Consider the following 15,684-nt stretch of genomic DNA (forward strand, 5'->3'; position numbering starts at 1 on the left):
GCGGGAAAAGATACCAATGCGCTGATATTGGCAACCCCGAAGGCCGTCGGGCGATGGGTCCATTGTTTGCTGGCTGGAACGCACACCGCAATGGGTCTTGCGGGAGCGGTGGCGGGCGTGATCAATATCGCGAGGCGGCGCCATGCCGCGATGGGGAGACGAAGCATGATCGCCAATGTGCTGGTCGGGTTGGTGGCGCTGATCCACCTCTACATCGTCTGTCTGGAGATGGTGCTGTGGAACACGCCGCGCGGCCGCAAGGCGTTCAAGCTGACGCCGGAATTCGCCAGCGCATCGAAAGTGCTTGCGGCCAACCAGGGGCTTTACAATGGCTTTCTTGCAGCCGGGCTGATCTGGGGGCTTTACCTCGGCGAGGCCGGTTTCCAGATCAAGGTGTTTTTCCTGCTCTGCGTCGCCATCGCCGGCCTCTACGGCGCGGCGACGGTCGGCAGGAAATCCTCTACATCCAAACCGTGCCCGCTGCAGTTGCTCTGACCGCAGTCTGGCTGGGCGCATAACCCCGAAATCGGACTCGATTTTTGGAAAGCTCCATGTGCTGCGTGGGGCTTCGGTGCGGAACGGATCTTGCGCAAAATCAAATCAGCAGATCATGCGCAAGAACAAAGTGCGGCTCTGTACTGAACGATTTCAGCCTTTCGGATAGTTTGGGCCGTAGCCGTTCGGATAGTACCCGCCATCGCCGCCGCTGCCGATGAGGAAGGCACTGCCGGTGGCAGCCCGCAGCCTTTGGCTCACACGATCGAGCTGCGCCAGCATCTTATGATACTGCGTGGCCGGCACCGTTCTGTCTCGCGCGGCCCTCTGGGTGGCTCGATCAAGTTGAGCGACCTGCGTGCGCAAGTCACGCGCCTCGCCCGGCTTGATCCTGTTCGCCTGCATGGCGGCTCGGATACCGGTATCCACGCTCTCCATCTGGTTGATCAAAGCTGTCTCACGCGGGCCGGCGTGGGCGCCAGCAAACGGAACGGTGACGAGAAGTGCGGCGAGCGTTGCAGCCCTAAGGGGCTTGGGAGTGAAAGAGCGCATGTTGCGTCTCCTTTTACAGGGGAGGCGGCGATTGGGAAGGCCACCTTCCGGCCGTGGGCCGTCGGTTCCGTCGGGCCGCGATGGACGCTTCCACCGCCGGCGGTTCTCGGCCCCGTGACATAGCTAGGAGCGATCCTCGGCAAAATGTAATCAAAAAAAGGTAATCTTTTCAGGCCTTGCCAGCCCGCACTGCCGCCCTAAATGCGGCCGCCGCCTGGAGCCGGGCGATCAGCGCTCGGTCAGTTTCAGCTCGATGCGGCGGTTCTTGTTGCGCGCGTCTTCGGTGTCGGCGGGGTCGAGCGGCTGGAATTCGCCGAAGCCGGCGGCAACCAGGCGGTTGGCCGGCACGCCGTTCTCGATCAGGAACTTCACCACCGAGGTCGAGCGCGCCGTCGACAATTCCCAATTGTCGCGGTAACGGCCGGTGCCCGACAGCGGCTTGTCGTCGGTGTGGCCGTCGACGCGCAGCACCCAGTTGATCTCCGGCGGGATCTCCTTCTGCAGGTCGATGATGGCGTCGGCGAGCTTCTTCATCTCGTCCTTGCCGGCGTCGTTGATCACTTCGGAGCCTGTCGGGAAAAGCACTTCCGACTGGAAGACGAAGCGGTCGCCGACGATGCGGATGTTCTCGCGGTCGGCGAGGATTTCGCGCAGGCGCCCGAAGAAGTCGGACCGGTAGCGGTTCAGTTCCTGCACGCGTTGCGCCAGCGCGACGTTCAGGCGGCGGCCGAGATCGGCGATCTTGGTGTTGGACTCGCGATCGCGCGTTTCGGACACGTTGAGCGCTTCTTCGAGCGCTCCGATCTGCCTGCGCAGCGCCGAGATCTGCTGGTTGAGGATTTCAACCTGGCTCAGCGCCTGCTGGCTGATCTGGCGCTGGTTGTCGAGTTCGCCCGAAAGCGCCGTGGCCCGCTGGTTGGCGGCGTCGCCGGCACCGGCGCCTTGCGCCAGCAATTGCTCGAGCCGGCTCTTTTCCGCCTGCGACGCCGACAGCGACGCCTGCAAATTGGCGAGCGAATCTTCCTTGTCCTGCGTTGTCGAGCGCTCCAGCGCCAGAAGCTGGGTCAATTCGTTGATCTGCGAATTGAGGCGGTTGAGCACCGTGTCCTTGCCGGAGATTTCGCGGCCGAGCAGGAACTGCGCCAGCACGAAGACGGTAAGCAGGAACATGATCGCCAGCAGCAGCGTCGACAGCGCGTCGACGAAGCCCGGCCAGTAATCGATACGGCGATCGGCGCGCCGGCTCCTGGCGAGAGCCATGCTAATGGACTCCAGTCTTCTTCAGGGCGTCGGCGATCTTCTCCAGCGTGTTGCGCATCGCCTTCTGCTCGTCCGACTGGGCCTCGACCCAGTCGCGCATGATCTGCTGCTCTGAGCGCATGTTCTTGACCAGGCCCGAAATGCCGTCGGCGAGGTTGGCCATGGCGGTGGCGACACGCGGATTGGCGCCGCCGCCGTTCTCTTGCATGCTGCGCAGTCTTTCCGACAGGACGCGGATCTCGTCGGAGGACTCGGCCTTGGGCGGTTCGGCGACGACGATATCGGAGGACAGGTCGGTGACCGAGGACAGCCAGTTTTCGAGCTCGGTGTAGAAGCGTGTCTGGGCGCGGCCAGCCTGCAGGTCGAGGAAGCCGAGCACCAGGGAACCGGACAGGCCGAACAGCGAGGACGAGAAGGCGGTGCCCATGCCGGCCAGCGGCGCGGCAAGCCCCGCCTTCAGGGATTCGAGCACGGCGGCGGCATCGCCGGTGCCGGGATCGAGCGACTCGATGGTTTCGCGGATCGAGCCGATCGTGTTGAGCAGGCCCCAGAAGGTGCCAAGCAGGCCGAGGAACACCAGCAGCCCGACCAGATAGCGCGAGGTGTCGCGGCTTTCGTCGAGGCGGGTGGCGATCGAATCGAGCATGGTGCGCATTGAACTGGTCGAGAAGGCGATCGTCGGCGAGCGGCCGATCATCGCCTTCATCGGCGCCAGCAGCACCGGTTCGGTGGTTTCGGAGCCGGCCCGAAAAGAGTTGACCCAGCGCACTTCGCGGAACAGCCGGCCGACCTGCACGAAGGCCAGCAGGATGCCGACGGCAAGCACGCCGACGATCAGGCCGTTGAGACCGGGATTGGTGGCAAAGGCTGTCGAGATCTGACGGGTCAGGATGGCGGCGATGAAAGCGACGATCATCAGGAAGATGACCATGGTCAGGAGAAAGACCTGCGGGCTCGACAATTTGTGCGGATCGTACATCAGCACGTCGGAGCGTCTGCCCATGCCGAAGGATTTGAAAAAAGCCATCCGTGCCCCGTTTCCGATGCCGCCGCCGCCGCCAATTCACGTTTGACGGCGACTCTAAACGCAATTGTGACCAAATTGAATGGCGCTTGGCAATATTGCCAAGCGGACCATTGCGTTAGAGTCGGTTGATGACCAGGCAGTCGACCATGGCGGCAAGATGCAGGCCGGCGCCGGTGACGACAAAGCCGTGCCACAGCGCATTGTGGAAGCGCAGGCCCTTCCAGGCGAAGAAGATGACGCCGCAGGAATAGACGGTGCCGCCGGCGACGATCAGCGCGATCGATGTCGTCGGCAATGTCTGGACGAGCGGCTCGACAAGAACGATGCCGCTCCAGCCGATGGCGAGATAGAAGACGATCGCCAGCCGGTCGAAGCGTCCGGGAAGAAGCACTTTGATGGCGATGCCGATCGCTGCCGCGACCCAGACCAGGACGATCATCGAGATGGCCAGCGGCGAGCCGTCGAGCTGGGCGAGGAAAGGCGTGTAGGTCGCGGCGATCAGCAGATGGATCGCGGCATGGTCGAAGCGCCGCAATATCCACTTGGCTGGCGACGACACCGGCCACAGATTATAGGCCAGCGACACCGACAGCACGGTGAGCAGCGAAATCACGTAGAAAGCGGCGGCGATATATTCGCCCGGACCGGTATGGAAGGCAGCCAGCGCCAGCAGCGTCGAGCCGGCAGCAATGGCGAGCACGATGCCTACCGCATGGACGATGCCGTCGGCGATCATTTCGGCGCGCGAATAGTGCCAGCGTCCCATGAACGGGATTTCGATCTGGGGTATCTCGATCTGGGATTTCGGGCCGATATGCGTCATGAAAGATCCTGCATCCGCCTATTTGGGCGGATGCCGGACTGCATTTCAAGCTTTCGTTGCGGTTTTGCGACTGCGGCGGTTCAGCGCGCCAAGTCCGGGTTCATGCTTTTTGGGGGCATGGTCTAGCGCGGCGTCACCGGCTTCCTGACTGTCTTCAACAGCGCACGCTGGATGGTCTCGTTGCCGGCGACGATCGAGCCGCCGTCCAGCATGTTCTGCCCGCCGGCGAAGTCGGAGATGAAGCCGCCCGCCTCGCGGATCAGCAGGATGCCGGCGGCGACGTCCCAGGCCGACAGGCCGGTTTCCCAGAACCCGTCCATGCGGCCGGCAGCGACGTAAGCGAGATCGAGCGAGGCGGAGCCGAGGCGGCGCACGCCCGAAACTTCGGCCATCACGTTCCGCAGCTCGATCAGGAAATTGCCATGCTGGCCGCGGCCGAGATGCGGCACGCCGCAGCCGATCACCGTGTCGATCAGCTTGGTGCGGCCGGCAACCCGCAGCCGGCGGTCGTTCATGAACGCGCCGCCACCGCGCTCAGCGGTATAGAGTTCGTCCATCGCCGGATTGTAGACGACGCCGGCGACGATCTGGCCCTGGCGCTCCAGCGCGATCGAGATGGCGAAGAGCGGAATTCCGTGCAGGAAATTAGTGGTGCCGTCGAGCGGGTCGACGATCCAGCGGTGCTGGCCGTCGTCGCCTTCGATCAGGCCGCGCTCCTCCATCAGGAAGGCGTAGCCCGGCCGCGCCTTCGACAGTTCGGTGAAGAGGATTTCTTCGGCCTTGCGGTCGGCCTGGCTGACATAGTCGCCCGGCCCCTTCATCGAGACCTGCAGGTTCTGCACTTCGCCGAAATCCCGCGACAGTGAGCGGCCGGCCTTCATAGCGGCCTGGACCATGACATTGAGGATCGCGGAACGCGCCATTGCTCTTCTTCCTGCCGCTGCGCCATTTGCCTTTGAGGCATGATCTTATCCAAAAAGTCTGCAACTTTTTGGGATCATGCCTATTTGCTTTGAGACATGATCTTGTCCAAAAAGTCTGCAACTTTTTGGGATCATGCCTTAGTCGGCGCGGCGCACATAAGTGATTTCGTTGGTGTCGACGATGATACGCTCGCCCGAGCCGATGAAAGGCGGCACCAGCACGCGAATGCCGTTTTCCAGCATCGCCGGCTTATAGGACGAGGCTGCGGTCTGGCCCTTCACCACTGGGTCGGCCTCGGTGATTGTCAGCGTCACCTGGTCGGGCAGCGAAATGCCGATCGGCCTTTCGTCATAGAGCTGCACTGTCACCATCATGCCGTCCTGCAGGAAGGCAGCGCGATCGCCGACGAAATCCTTTTGCAATTCAAGCTGCTCGTAGCTTTCGGTGTCCATGAACACCAGCGCTTCGCCCTGCTCGTAGAGGAAGGAGAAATCCTTCATCTCCAGTCGGATCTGCTCGACTGTCTCGGCCGAGCGGAAACGCTCATTGAGCTTGGTGCCGTTGATCAGGTTCTTCAGCTCGACCTGGTTGTAGGCGCCGCCCTTGCCGGGCTTGACGGTGTTGGTTCTGACAGCCACCCACAGGCCGCCATCATGCTCGATGACATTGCCGGGACGGATTTCGTTGCCATTGATCTTGGCCATGATGATGTGATCCGGAATGAGATTTTCGCGACGAAAGCGAATTGGCGCCTCCAAGACCACAAATCGCCAGGCGAGGCAAGGGATTGGGCAAGAGGGGGCAAGAGGGTGGCCAAGGGGATGGTTTGAGAGGGAGTGGGGGCGGAGCCATCCCCTCGCCAGCATCCAACCCGCGCCACTGCCAAATAATTCACTGTCCGCGACGCTTTACGGCAGGCGGTTGGCCTTCTGCAGCGCCTGCTTGGTCTGGTCGTCGGTCAGGCCCTGCAGAAAATCGTCCATCTGCGGATCGATCAGCCCGGCGCGGCGTGCGACGACGTACCAGGCGCCGGCAAGGATCGGATCCGGATCGGTGCCGATGCCGGCCATGTAAAGCTTGGCGAGGCGGTTCTGGGCGGCGACATTGCCGCCCTCGGCGGCCTGTTTCATCCAGCCGAAGCCGGACTTCAGGTCGCGGGCGCCACCGCGTCCTTCGATCATCCAGGCAGCGAGATCGATCTGCGCCGTATCGTAGTTCTGCCTTGCTGCCTGCGCCAGCAGGCCGCGCGCCTGGGCATCGTCGCGCAGCTTGCCGCCGACCCCATTGGCATAGACCTGCGCCAACGCATATTGCGCGTCCGCAAGGCCGGTCGCGGCGGCGCGCTGATAATAGGACACCGCCTTTGCGATACCGGCATCGCCGGGATCCTGCTGGACCAGCAGCTGCGCGAAATTGAACTGTGCCAGACGGTTGCCGGCCTCGGCGGCGGCCTGCATCAGCGCGTAGGCGCCCTTTTCGTCCTTCTTGACGTAGCGGCCGTCGAGCAGCATCAGCGCATATTGGAACTGCGATTCCGGTATGCCCTGCTCGGCGGCCAGCGCGTACCACTTGGCCGCCTCCGCCGCGTCGACCGGCACGCCAAGGCCGCGCGACAATATCTCGGCGATCAATGTCTGCGCCGCCGGATCGCCGTTCTGGGCGCGAACCAAAGCGAGGTTGTAGGCCGTCTTGTAAAGGCCGCGCTGGAAGGCGCCATAGGCGGAATCCGACGGCTTGGCACCGAAGCGGTCGGGATTGATGGCGTCGGCCGACGGCAGCGGCGCCGTGGTGGCGGGCTGCGGCAGCGGCGTGGCGATCGGCTTGTCCGTGTTTGCAGCGATGTCGGGCTTGGCTTGCGGCAATGGGACGGTTTCCGCAATGGCGGCCTGCACCGTGAGCGACGCAAGCAATGCACCGAAAAGGATTGTCGGCGCCGGCACGTCAGTCCTCGAAACGCGGCGCGGTTTCGTCGAGCAGCGCGTTGGCGCTGGCGACTGCCATCTTTGGGTCGACGCCCTCGGCAAATACGGCGCTGGACAGCGCCACGAATTCGGCGCCGGTGGCAGCCACCGCTTCTACCGAAGCGATGTCGGACCCGGCCATGACGATGCAAGGGATCTGGATCACATCCGCCCACCATTGCCCCAGCGACAGGTTGCGTGGGTGCGGCTCCGGCTTGTTGTCGTAGCCGAAGCGGCCGAAGAAGATGTAGTCGGGCCTGAGCTCGCCGAGTTCCAGCGCATCGTCGCGGGTCTTGGCGCCGCCGGTGCCGACCATCATTTTTGCCTGGAAACGTTCGATCGTCTCGGCGAGTTCGGCCTTGCCGGCCTCGATATGGATGCCATCGGCCTGGACGCGGCCGGCAATGCGGGTGTCGCCGGCAATGACGACAGCGACGCCTGCCGCCTGCGCCGCCGGCACGATCTGTTCGGCGAAGGCCTGGAAGGAGGCTTCGTCCATGTCGTTTTCGGGCAGGATGAGCGAGGCGATGTCGCCGCCGTCGAACGCCGCGCCGATGCGCTCAGCCGGCACGCCGGGCGGCGCGATCAGCACGATGCGGCAGCGATTTGGAGGCGTTGCGTTGTTCATTGGTTTTTGACCCCGGTTTTCGCCTATGCCGGGCGAAGATGGTTGCATTGCGGCATAGAGCAAAGTGCCGGCCTTGAACAGGCGGGCGGCCAGGACCATTGGCGCATGATTGTCGCACGGCGACGTTGTTGCCTCACTTGATTGCCTGGGTGCTCTCGGCTGGGGTCTTCGATTTCCACAGCGTCCAGCCAAGATTCATGCCGGCGGCGGCGACCAGGATGGCGGCGCCACCGACGATCTGGGCCGGGTGCAGCCGGTGGCCGAAGGCGACGACATCGACCAGGATCGCGACCACAGGGTAGATGAAGGATAGCGACCCCTGCAGATAGGTTGGCAGTTTCTGAATGGCGCCGTACATCAGGATGTACATCAGACCGGTATGGACGACGCCAAGCGTCGCCAGCATGCTCCAGCTCCACACGTCGGCGGGAAGGTGAAAAAGGTTGGCGAAGGGTGCCAGGATGAGGACGCCGACGCAGACCTGAATCAGGGCGATCAGGTGCGGCGGCGTGCCTTTGAGCTTCTTGGTGACGATGGCGGCGACGGCCCAGAAGAAAGCCGCACCCAGCGCCATCGCGATGCCGATAAAATAATCCGTGCCGAAATTACCTGTATTGGGGCCTGCATCGGAGCCCGCATCAGGCGAGCCTTGCACGATCAGCAGCAAGCCGGCGAAGGCGATGCCAAGCCAGGCCAGCTTTGTCAGGGTCAGCCGCTCTGAGAAGAAGAGCGAGCCAAAGCCGACCAGCATGAAGGGCTGCGTGTTGTAAACAGCCGTGGCGATCGAGATCGAGGCGCGGGAAAACGAGCTGAACAGCAGCAGCCAGTTGACGACGATGGCAATACCCCCGAGAGCCGAGATCGCCACGATGCGCAGTGACAGCCTGTCGCGCAGCAGCCCCAGGGCAGCGCAGATGATCAGCAGCGTTATCGCGCCGAAGGCGCAGCGCCAGAAGACGACGTCCATGATGGGCTCGCCCGACATGACGACGAACCATCCGATCGTGCCGAGGATCACCATTGCCGCCGTCATTTCGACCGTGCCACGCACCGTGCTGTCCATGAATATTGCCTCTCGAAACGCTGATGGTTGATAATCCCATGCCACATCAGCGCTTTCTATAATTTGCGCTAGGTGATATGCCAGTAGTGCCTAATTAAATAAGGTGAAGACGGCCTTTTCCTTGGGAATGTCAAATGCTGGACGATCTGGACCGACGCCTTCTCGAAATCCTGATCAAGGATTCGCGAACCTCATTGAAGGAACTGGCCCAGCAGGTAGGCCTGTCGTCGCCGAGTGTCGCGGAACGCCTGCGTCGGCTGGAGGATCGTGGCGTTATCAGGGCCTTCACCGTCGAAATCGATCCCCAAGCACTCGGCTACACCCTGCAGGCGATCGTTCGCATTCGGCCCTTGCCGGGCAAGCTGCATATTGTCCAGAAGCTGATCGAGGAGATTCCGGAGTTTGGCGAATGCGACAAGGTGACGGGCGACGACTGCTTTGTTGCCCGGCTGTTCGTGCGCTCGATCGGCGATCTCGACAAGCTTCTCGACCGTATCGCCGACAAGGCCGAAACGAGCACAGCCATCATCAAGGCGCAGCCGATCCGCAGGCGCCCACCGCCGCTCGCCGCAACCGCCTTCTCAAAACCGTGACAAGGCCTGAGCACGAACGACGCGCGGCGTCGCGTGCGCATTTGTAGTCGCGGCGCGAAAGTTTATCGGCTATTCCAGCGTCTACACGCTTTCCCTCCAACTGCTCCCCGCCGATGTCAGGCCTGCTTCTCGATCCGTGGTTCTATGCCGCCGCCATTCCAGCCGTCATCCTGGTCGGTCTGTCCAAGGGCGGCTTTGGCGGTGCGGTCGGATTCGTCGGCGTCCCGCTGATGGCGCTGGCCATGCCGCCGGTGCAGGCCGCCGCCATCCTGCTGCCCATACTGTGCCTTATGGACGTCGTCTCGGTGTGGACATGGTGGGGTGTCTACGACCGCAAGATGCTTGCAGACATGATGCCGGGCGCGGTGATCGGCATCGGCCTCGGCTGGCTGACCGCGGCGCTGGTGACAGCGGAAATGGTGCGGCTGATCGTCGGCGCCGTGGCGATTATCTTCGTGCTTCGCTGGGTCTATCTACAAATGCGGCACGGTGCGAGCCACTCAGCCGAGCCCAACCGCGCGGCTGCCGCCGTCTGGGGGACGGTCGCCGGCTTCACTAGCTTCGTCGCCCATGTCGGCGGCCCGCCCTTTCAGGTCTATGCGCTGCCGATCCGGCTCGATCCGAAAGTGCTGTCGGGCACCGCCGCAGTCTTCTTTGCCGCCACCAACGCGTTGAAGCTCATCCCCTATTTTGCGCTCGGACAGTTCGACACCACCAACCTGACCGCGTCAGCGGTTCTGGTACCGCTGGCGCCGCTCTCGACCATCGCCGGCGCTTGGCTGGTGCGGCGGATGCGACCGGAACTGTTCTACCCCTTCACCTATGCGACCGTAGCGGTCGTCGCGGTCAAGCTCCTGTGGGACGGGATCGCCGGCCTTCTCTAGATCGCGTCGGGTGGTAGCCGGCTTTGTTTCGGCGTCCTATGAGACACGGCGAAAGGCAACCGATCAAGGCGCAAGCGCGTCACGCCGTTTTCTGCTATTCTGGTCTCTGCTATTCTGTGAGCGCCGGGGAAGGGTCGGGCGCGATGCGACATCGTCCAGAAACATTGCCGATGCTAATGCGTCGATGCCGGCGACCCGGTGGCGGGGCGACCGCCTGATCTCAACCCATTCCCATGACGGGAAAAGGCAAATCGGGGCATAACATGCAAAAGGTAGCACGAAACTTCTTCACGCTGGCCGTCGTCTACGCACTGGTCGGGATGGCGCTCGGCCTGCAGATGGCGATCAGCAGTGATCATGCGCAGATGCCAACCCACGCCCATATCATGGTGGCCGGATGGCTGATGTCGGCGGTGTTCGCCTTCTTCTACCATCTGTTTCCGACAGTCGCGGAAAAGCGGCTTGCCACCGTCCATTTCTGGTTGACGGCAATCAGTGGCACCGGCCTGTTGATCGGCCTTTACATCATGCTTGCCGGCAACCCGGCGATCGAGCCGCTGGTGGCAACATCCTCGATGGGCTTTTACGCGGGGCTGCTGCTGTTCGCTTACATCGCGCTGCCGGTGGTGTGGAAAGCCGAGCGGCATGCTGAGGCGCAAAAGGCCTGAGTCCAAGGGTCTGGGCCCCAAAAAGCCTGGAGTTATTGTGCTGTTACGGCACAGGCGAGCGGCGCTTGTTCAAAAAATATCCACGCCGTTAAGGCTTCATTAAGCTTTACAGGCGTTTACTATGTGCATCCAGTGATCTGGATTCTTACCGAGTGGTTGGAGCCACTTTGTTTGACGCCTCCCTGTTAAACTCCTGAGAGCCGCCTTATCCGCGGCTCTTTTTTTCGGCGACCCGGATTGCCGGTCGCCTGCGCCGCTGCGCCGCCGTTAACCGTTTGTTAAACATGTGCTTGCCTTCACCGGCGGCGAAGCGCATTTTCAAGCCTCGGTCATATAGGGTGCAGGCGTGACGGCGATGACGCCGATTCGGCCGGCTGTAAGGGCAAGTGCAGGGCGTATCGATGAACGATCCTTCGAAGGGAAGCGCGAAAACCATCAAGCTGGCGGAGCGCCGGGTTTTCTCCCAATCCTTCAAGCCGCTCTACCAGGAAGGCATGGGCCTGGTCGAGCAGGCGGCCGAATATCTGGACGGCAAGGGCCGGGCCGAGGCGAAGAAATTGTCCAGGCTGGCGGCGACGCTCTATGCGGCCGAGTCGATGCGACTGACCACGAGGCTGATGCAGGTCGCCTCCTGGCTGCTTCTGCAGCGCGCGGCGAATTCCGGCGAAATGACTCGCGATCAGGTTGCTTCCGAAAAATCCAAGGTGCGCCTCGATACCGCTTCCGCCAACAACGATGCCGCAGGCTGGGTCGAGCTGCCCAAGGATTTTCTTGACCTTATCGACCGCTCGCTGCGCCTGCAGGCGCTGGTGCGTCGCATGGACGAGGAAATCTACGGCGGCGCCGTGGCCGAGGTCGCGCCATCCGGCCGCCGCACCAATCCGGTTTCCGACCAGATCACGCTGCTCAACACGGCTTTCGCCCGCGGCTGACAGGCTGCTTGATATTCTCCGCTAAACACCAGGAGCGTCCTCTTGCGGGGCCAATCCTCAAGTCGTGTTTGGGCCGAAATGGGGCCGCAAGCTGCCTCCGTGATTTCATGTCCAAATATCGCGTTTCAGATCGGATACCTGAAGAACGCCGTTGGCGAGGGTAGCGACGGCATCGACAACGATGGACACAGCAAATCGACATCGACACAGGGCAGCTTCGGCCGCCACGTTTGATGGCAACGGATGACGTTCAGGGCTCTGTAGCACGGCGGCGACGAGCCAGACACGATGTCGCAGGCGAATCCACGCGACGGGCACCAAGGGCCGTCGCCGACTCTATGTTCCCTTCACGATTCTCGGCTTAATTGGTCGGCGGGATTGAGCCGCACTCTCAGGGGACAAGGCCAGCCGCTTCTCGTCTTCGATGGCGCGATCGACTGCCTCGATTTCCTCTTGGAGCTCCTTTAGCTTGGCTCCGTAGCTGGAGCCGTCGCTGTCCCCGATCTGAAAGCCGCTTGCCCGCATTGCGTCGCGGGTATGGTGCACGTTACGGACTCCTTCGCGTCGAGTCGCGACCAGGATTTCCCTGAACTCTCCAAGACGTTCAACGTGATTGCGAGTCATTGCGTTCTCCTATTTCGTCGTCATCGTCGCTGACGGCGATTCAGCACGGCTAAAACTTACGGCGCAGAAGGTTTAAGCGACTCTAAGAGATACGCTCGACAAAACATTAATGCGGAAGCTCAAATTTGACCGTCTTGCACCAAAGTGGAGCGCGGCAGGAGGAAATTGGCTTGGGACCCGACCGATCACCGACCAGGTGCTAGACTCTTCGGCCGAGCGCGTCTGCTGCTCGGCGCGCTTGCTGGTCGATCCAGCTGCCCCGTTTCTGAGCGCACAGCGACGCTGGTCTCAAAGTCCGATAAGCTGCGCAAAGCCGCCACAGAAGCATTCATTTGATCCTTGCGATTGAATGGCTACTTTTGGCTGGTTTAACGGACGTCTGTAGCAGTGCGACTGTCTCGACATAGAAGTTCGAATCTCTTCGGGCGCGCCATTCTCCGCCGTATCTACGAATTCTCGCGATACGCTTCGCTGGGCTGCTCCCGATGGAACTCGTCGTCGTAACTGCGGAGAGCTGCGCGATCAGGCAGGAACGTAGGTCAATCTGATCGTGTCCTGGTCAATCAGATCGCTGGCCACAAGGCGGAGCGGCGGCCGGGGGCCGGCGAAGAATGGCTTGCCGCGACCAAGCACGACGGGGTGGAAGTAGAGTCGATACTCATCAATAAGACCAAGGTCGGTTAGGCTTCGCGCTAGGTCTGGTCCGGAAACCGCAATCTCCCCAACGAGCCGAGCCTTCAGGTCACGTATCACCGCCTCGATGTCACCCTCGACAAGAGTGGCGTTGGGGCCGACTGACTTCAACGAGCGCGACACGACCCATTTCGGTTGGCCCCGCCACGCCGCCGCGAACTCGTGTTGCTCCGCACTCCACTCAGGACGGTCTTCGTCCCAATAGCGCATGGCCTCGTACATGCGGCGACCGTACACACTGCCGGTCAGGTCGCGCACGTGCTCTATCCAGTGACGAAAGAGCGCGGGACCTGGCGGCGGTAATTCCTGGTGGTCGACATAGCCGTCCAGGGACTGGTTCATTCCGAAGACGAGCTTCGCCATGCTACAAAGTCTCCACGCCAGGTTCTTCAGAATAGCTTGAGTCGTCGTTACGCGGAAGTGAGGTTGGGCACAAACTGCGCGCCCGCTCACTTGGGTCGGCATGGGCCATTTCACTTTAAATCTATTTCGGTTGCGAACGTAGAACGCAGCTGATTGCCGCGAAGTTTACCAGTAAGGCGTCGTAGCAGGCGCCTGTCGGCCTCGGTGCGTGCTGTAGGCTAAATGCAAAGCAATGGCGGTTGTACAAAAGGTGACACCGGCGCTGATAAAGAACGCAACGCTCAAACCTGCTCGATCGGCAGCCCATCCCAGCGCCGGGCTTCCAAGAGCCATCGCGACATCGAGAAAGACCGTGTAGATGCCCATTGCCAGCCCGCGGCTTTCAGGCGAGGTGTCACGGACAGCCTCGACACCCAGACCGGGAGACGAGCGAGTAGCCGAGTCCCGCAAGAGCGGCTCCGGCGGATGCCATCATCGTGCCTTGGGCTAATCCCATGAGGATCAATCCGGCCGCTTGCACCAGAACGAACACCACGGCGATTCTCGCTCCGCCGAACTTATCCGGTAGATGGCCAAACATCATTCGCGCCACGATCAACGCCGCGCCAAAGGCAGTGAAGGCAAGCCAGACGGGCTGCCAGCCGTGATTGGCATAAAGGAGCGAGCTGAAAGCGAGAATGGCGCAATAGCCGATGCTGCTGAGCGCCGCGCCAAGTCCGGGTAGCCAGACCGTTCCAATCACGCTGCCAAAAGTGGATATCGTCCGTGCTGATAGCACGGGCGGACTCGGCGCTCGCAACAGGAACAGCAGAACGAGCAGTGGCGCCAAGGTCGTGATAAGGCCGATCGCCGCAAAGCCGTACGGTACAAAGAGCATCGTGCCGAGCGGACCGCCGAAGGCGAGCGCCGCGAACATGGCCGTGCCGACCCACGCGATGACCTTCCCCGCATGGCTGGAATCGACCATTGCCAATCCCCAGCTCACGCCCCGGTGATGATGAAGCTTTCGGCTCCACCGAGCACCGCACGTCCCACCAGAAGCATCGCAACCGAGAGGGTTGACGAACTCACGAAGGCCAAGGACGGGAGATACAGCAATCCAGCACCGGCGGCGGCGACAAGGCCGAGGACGACGCTGCGTTTGCCGCCATTCGCATCCGAATAGGTGCCGGACCATATGCGCGTGACGAGAGACGCGGCAAATTGCGAGCCCGCAACCAGGCCGACGACGAAAGTTCCGAAGCCGAGATCCTGATTCACACGCAGCGGCAGCACTGGCAGGGCCGCGCCGATGACGAGGAAGCCGGCCAGCATCGCCGTCATGATCGGCAGCAACGTCACGGCGACTGATGGCGGCGGTGTGGACGATGAGGGCAAAGGAGTCATCGCGACCAGCAGTGATCAGTCGGGGGACCGCTTCTCGAAAACGGAACGTGCGACAGGGGCTGCTGAAAACGCGTTTGGCCAGCCAGCATAATAGGCGAGATGGCTGATAACCTCGGACGCTTCCGCGCGCGTCAGTCCGTTATCCATCGCCCGAGTGAGATGATAGGGAATTTGCTCCACCTGGCCGGCGAAAATCAGCGCGCTGACCGTCACCAGGCTGCGATCGCGCGGGGCAAGATCAGGCCGCAGCCACAGGTCGCGAAACAACAATTCGGTCGTGTCCCCGCCAGACCCGGCGATGCCGGTCCCGTGCCCTGCTCGACGCGGGCGGCGCGATCGGCCTCGGCCTTTTCGTCGAGCGGCAGGAAATCAACCACGGCCTTGGGGAGCTGGTCAGCACCGACACCGCGCGCCGCGAACACCTCCTTCGTGATGGCCGTCGCGGCAAGCGCATTGCCCCAGCCGGCATAGAAGGCGAGATGGGTGACAATCTCTGAGATTTCGGCCGGTTTCACCCCATTGTCGAGTGCGAGATTCACCTGTTCCGGCAGGAGAATGCCCTGATTGCGCGCGATCACGGCAGCGACGGTGATGATACTGCGATCGCGGGAGGACAGGCCCGGCCGTTTCCAGAGCCCGTTCGCCAATTCGGCTGTAGCATAGCGGTCAAGCGCGGGCGAGACAGCCTGCACGTCTTCGCGGGTCAGGCTGCCGGTCTGCGATCCGGTCTGCGCGGCGGTATCGACGGCTCCCATGGAAAGAGCGAGAGCCAGAACGGTCGAGGTCTTCATGATGAAGCCTTTCGTTC

The 15,684-nt window shown here is 62.2% G+C and carries 19 protein-coding genes and 2 pseudogenes; 6 read left to right on the forward strand and 15 right to left on the reverse strand.

Annotated elements, in window-relative coordinates:
- Window positions 1–165 precede the first annotated feature (165 nt).
- Window positions 166–518: pseudogene (locus tag AC0L16_RS13270) on the forward strand (DUF1304 domain-containing protein).
- Window positions 519–648: 130 nt separating this feature from the next.
- Here the strand turns inward: AC0L16_RS13270 and AC0L16_RS13275 are convergent.
- The 9 genes from AC0L16_RS13275 to AC0L16_RS13315 all read right to left on the reverse strand — a co-directional run bounded on the left by AC0L16_RS13275 (window position 649) and on the right by AC0L16_RS13315 (window position 8,733).
- Window positions 649–1,047, reverse strand: coding sequence for a hypothetical protein (locus AC0L16_RS13275; RefSeq protein ID WP_473621237.1), 399 nt, complete (start codon window positions 1,045–1,047; stop codon window positions 649–651).
- A 228-nt stretch (window positions 1,048–1,275) separates the two neighbouring features.
- On the reverse strand, window positions 1,276–2,307 hold the full coding sequence (locus tag AC0L16_RS13280; protein WP_473621238.1) for a peptidoglycan -binding protein: 1,032 nt from the start codon (window positions 2,305–2,307) through the stop codon (window positions 1,276–1,278).
- A gap of 1 nt (window position 2,308) precedes the next feature.
- The gene (locus tag AC0L16_RS13285) at window positions 2,309–3,334 is read right to left on the reverse strand and encodes a MotA/TolQ/ExbB proton channel family protein (protein WP_473621240.1); all 1,026 of its coding nucleotides are present in this window, start codon (window positions 3,332–3,334) and stop codon (window positions 2,309–2,311) included.
- Window positions 3,335–3,449: 115 nt separating this feature from the next.
- Complete coding sequence (gene trhA, locus AC0L16_RS13290; protein ID WP_473621242.1) at window positions 3,450–4,157, reverse strand: PAQR family membrane homeostasis protein TrhA; 708 nt, start codon at window positions 4,155–4,157, stop codon at window positions 3,450–3,452.
- A 122-nt stretch (window positions 4,158–4,279) separates the two neighbouring features.
- A complete protein-coding gene (locus AC0L16_RS13295) occupies window positions 4,280–5,080 on the reverse strand; it encodes an inositol monophosphatase family protein (protein WP_473621244.1) in 801 nt (266 codons plus the stop codon).
- Between the two features lie 138 nt (window positions 5,081–5,218).
- Window positions 5,219–5,785, reverse strand: a complete 567-nt coding sequence (efp, locus tag AC0L16_RS13300) for an elongation factor P (protein WP_027152892.1) — start codon at window positions 5,783–5,785, stop codon at window positions 5,219–5,221.
- 204 nt (window positions 5,786–5,989) lie between these two features.
- Window positions 5,990–7,021: a tetratricopeptide repeat protein gene (locus AC0L16_RS13305; protein WP_473621246.1), complete on the reverse strand. Its 1,032-nt coding sequence runs from the start codon at window positions 7,019–7,021 to the stop codon at window positions 5,990–5,992.
- A gap of 1 nt (window position 7,022) precedes the next feature.
- Window positions 7,023–7,670 (reverse strand): thiamine phosphate synthase, encoded by a 648-nt coding sequence (locus AC0L16_RS13310; RefSeq protein ID WP_473621248.1) that lies wholly within the window; start codon window positions 7,668–7,670, stop codon window positions 7,023–7,025.
- A 133-nt stretch (window positions 7,671–7,803) separates the two neighbouring features.
- On the reverse strand, window positions 7,804–8,733 hold the full coding sequence (locus tag AC0L16_RS13315; RefSeq protein WP_473621250.1) for a DMT family transporter: 930 nt from the start codon (window positions 8,731–8,733) through the stop codon (window positions 7,804–7,806).
- Between the two features lie 134 nt (window positions 8,734–8,867).
- On the opposite strand from AC0L16_RS13315, the gene AC0L16_RS13320 reads away from it, so the two are divergent.
- The 4 genes from AC0L16_RS13320 to rcdA all read left to right on the forward strand — a co-directional run bounded on the left by AC0L16_RS13320 (window position 8,868) and on the right by rcdA (window position 11,810).
- Window positions 8,868–9,326, forward strand: coding sequence for an Lrp/AsnC family transcriptional regulator (locus tag AC0L16_RS13320; protein WP_473621251.1), 459 nt, complete (start codon window positions 8,868–8,870; stop codon window positions 9,324–9,326).
- Between the two features lie 113 nt (window positions 9,327–9,439).
- Complete coding sequence (locus AC0L16_RS13325; protein WP_473621252.1) at window positions 9,440–10,210, forward strand: sulfite exporter TauE/SafE family protein; 771 nt, start codon at window positions 9,440–9,442, stop codon at window positions 10,208–10,210.
- A 263-nt stretch (window positions 10,211–10,473) separates the two neighbouring features.
- Window positions 10,474–10,878, forward strand: coding sequence for a hypothetical protein (locus tag AC0L16_RS13330; RefSeq protein ID WP_473621254.1), 405 nt, complete (start codon window positions 10,474–10,476; stop codon window positions 10,876–10,878).
- Between the two features lie 401 nt (window positions 10,879–11,279).
- Window positions 11,280–11,810 (forward strand): protease adaptor protein RcdA, encoded by a 531-nt coding sequence (gene rcdA / locus AC0L16_RS13335; RefSeq protein ID WP_473621256.1) that lies wholly within the window; start codon window positions 11,280–11,282, stop codon window positions 11,808–11,810.
- Between the two features lie 336 nt (window positions 11,811–12,146).
- Here rcdA and AC0L16_RS13340 read toward each other — a convergent pair whose 3' ends face one another.
- The 5 genes from AC0L16_RS13340 to AC0L16_RS13360 form a co-directional block, all read right to left on the reverse strand.
- Window positions 12,147–12,434 carry a hypothetical protein gene (locus tag AC0L16_RS13340; protein ID WP_473621257.1) on the reverse strand — a complete coding sequence of 96 codons (288 nt, stop codon included), beginning with the start codon at window positions 12,432–12,434 and terminating at the stop codon, window positions 12,147–12,149.
- 522 nt (window positions 12,435–12,956) lie between these two features.
- Window positions 12,957–13,490, reverse strand: coding sequence for a dihydrofolate reductase family protein (locus AC0L16_RS13345; protein ID WP_473621259.1), 534 nt, complete (start codon window positions 13,488–13,490; stop codon window positions 12,957–12,959).
- Window positions 13,491–13,655: 165 nt separating this feature from the next.
- Window positions 13,656–13,856: a hypothetical protein gene (locus AC0L16_RS13350; RefSeq protein WP_473621260.1), complete on the reverse strand. Its 201-nt coding sequence runs from the start codon at window positions 13,854–13,856 to the stop codon at window positions 13,656–13,658.
- Window positions 13,857–13,884: 28 nt separating this feature from the next.
- Window positions 13,885–14,457, reverse strand: a complete 573-nt coding sequence (locus AC0L16_RS13355) for an MFS transporter (RefSeq protein WP_473621261.1) — start codon at window positions 14,455–14,457, stop codon at window positions 13,885–13,887.
- A gap of 14 nt (window positions 14,458–14,471) precedes the next feature.
- The gene (locus tag AC0L16_RS13360; RefSeq protein WP_473621263.1) at window positions 14,472–14,831 is read right to left on the reverse strand and encodes a hypothetical protein; all 360 of its coding nucleotides are present in this window, start codon (window positions 14,829–14,831) and stop codon (window positions 14,472–14,474) included.
- Between AC0L16_RS13360 and AC0L16_RS13365 the strand changes: the two genes are divergently transcribed.
- A complete protein-coding gene (locus AC0L16_RS13365) occupies window positions 14,812–14,967 on the forward strand; it encodes a hypothetical protein (protein WP_473621298.1) in 156 nt (51 codons plus the stop codon). The genes AC0L16_RS13360 and AC0L16_RS13365 overlap by 20 nt on opposite strands.
- Here AC0L16_RS13365 and AC0L16_RS13370 read toward each other — a convergent pair.
- Window positions 14,892–15,667, reverse strand: a pseudogene (locus AC0L16_RS13370) (carboxymuconolactone decarboxylase family protein). The gene AC0L16_RS13365 and the pseudogene AC0L16_RS13370 overlap by 76 nt on opposite strands.
- Window positions 15,668–15,684: the final 17 nt, after the last annotated feature.

Source organism: Mesorhizobium sp. WSM4848 (genome assembly GCF_055811375.1).

What these genes read in the sequence shown, in the direction of transcription:
- AC0L16_RS13275 (WP_473621237.1), bottom strand. Translation starts at nt 1,047, where the DNA reads ATGCGCTCTTTCACTCCCAAGCCCCTTAGGGCTGCAACGCTCGCCGCA.
- AC0L16_RS13280 (WP_473621238.1), bottom strand. Translation starts at nt 2,307, where the DNA reads ATGGCTCTCGCCAGGAGCCGGCGCGCCGATCGCCGTATCGATTACTGG.
- AC0L16_RS13285 (WP_473621240.1), bottom strand. Translation starts at nt 3,334, where the DNA reads ATGGCTTTTTTCAAATCCTTCGGCATGGGCAGACGCTCCGACGTGCTG.
- trhA (WP_473621242.1), bottom strand. Translation starts at nt 4,157, where the DNA reads ATGACGCATATCGGCCCGAAATCCCAGATCGAGATACCCCAGATCGAA.
- AC0L16_RS13295 (WP_473621244.1), bottom strand. Translation starts at nt 5,080, where the DNA reads ATGGCGCGTTCCGCGATCCTCAATGTCATGGTCCAGGCCGCTATGAAG.
- efp (WP_027152892.1), bottom strand. Translation starts at nt 5,785, where the DNA reads ATGGCCAAGATCAATGGCAACGAAATCCGTCCCGGCAATGTCATCGAG.
- AC0L16_RS13310 (WP_473621248.1), bottom strand. Translation starts at nt 7,670, where the DNA reads ATGAACAACGCAACGCCTCCAAATCGCTGCCGCATCGTGCTGATCGCG.
- AC0L16_RS13315 (WP_473621250.1), bottom strand. Translation starts at nt 8,733, where the DNA reads ATGGACAGCACGGTGCGTGGCACGGTCGAAATGACGGCGGCAATGGTG.
- AC0L16_RS13320 (WP_473621251.1), top strand. Translation starts at nt 8,868, where the DNA reads ATGCTGGACGATCTGGACCGACGCCTTCTCGAAATCCTGATCAAGGAT.
- AC0L16_RS13325 (WP_473621252.1), top strand. Translation starts at nt 9,440, where the DNA reads ATGTCAGGCCTGCTTCTCGATCCGTGGTTCTATGCCGCCGCCATTCCA.
- AC0L16_RS13330 (WP_473621254.1), top strand. Translation starts at nt 10,474, where the DNA reads ATGCAAAAGGTAGCACGAAACTTCTTCACGCTGGCCGTCGTCTACGCA.
- rcdA (WP_473621256.1), top strand. Translation starts at nt 11,280, where the DNA reads ATGAACGATCCTTCGAAGGGAAGCGCGAAAACCATCAAGCTGGCGGAG.
- AC0L16_RS13340 (WP_473621257.1), bottom strand. Translation starts at nt 12,434, where the DNA reads ATGACTCGCAATCACGTTGAACGTCTTGGAGAGTTCAGGGAAATCCTG.
- AC0L16_RS13345 (WP_473621259.1), bottom strand. Translation starts at nt 13,490, where the DNA reads ATGGCGAAGCTCGTCTTCGGAATGAACCAGTCCCTGGACGGCTATGTC.
- AC0L16_RS13350 (WP_473621260.1), bottom strand. Translation starts at nt 13,856, where the DNA reads ATGGGCATCTACACGGTCTTTCTCGATGTCGCGATGGCTCTTGGAAGC.
- AC0L16_RS13355 (WP_473621261.1), bottom strand. Translation starts at nt 14,457, where the DNA reads ATGGTCGATTCCAGCCATGCGGGGAAGGTCATCGCGTGGGTCGGCACG.
- AC0L16_RS13365 (WP_473621298.1), top strand. Translation starts at nt 14,812, where the DNA reads ATGATCGGCAGCAACGTCACGGCGACTGATGGCGGCGGTGTGGACGAT.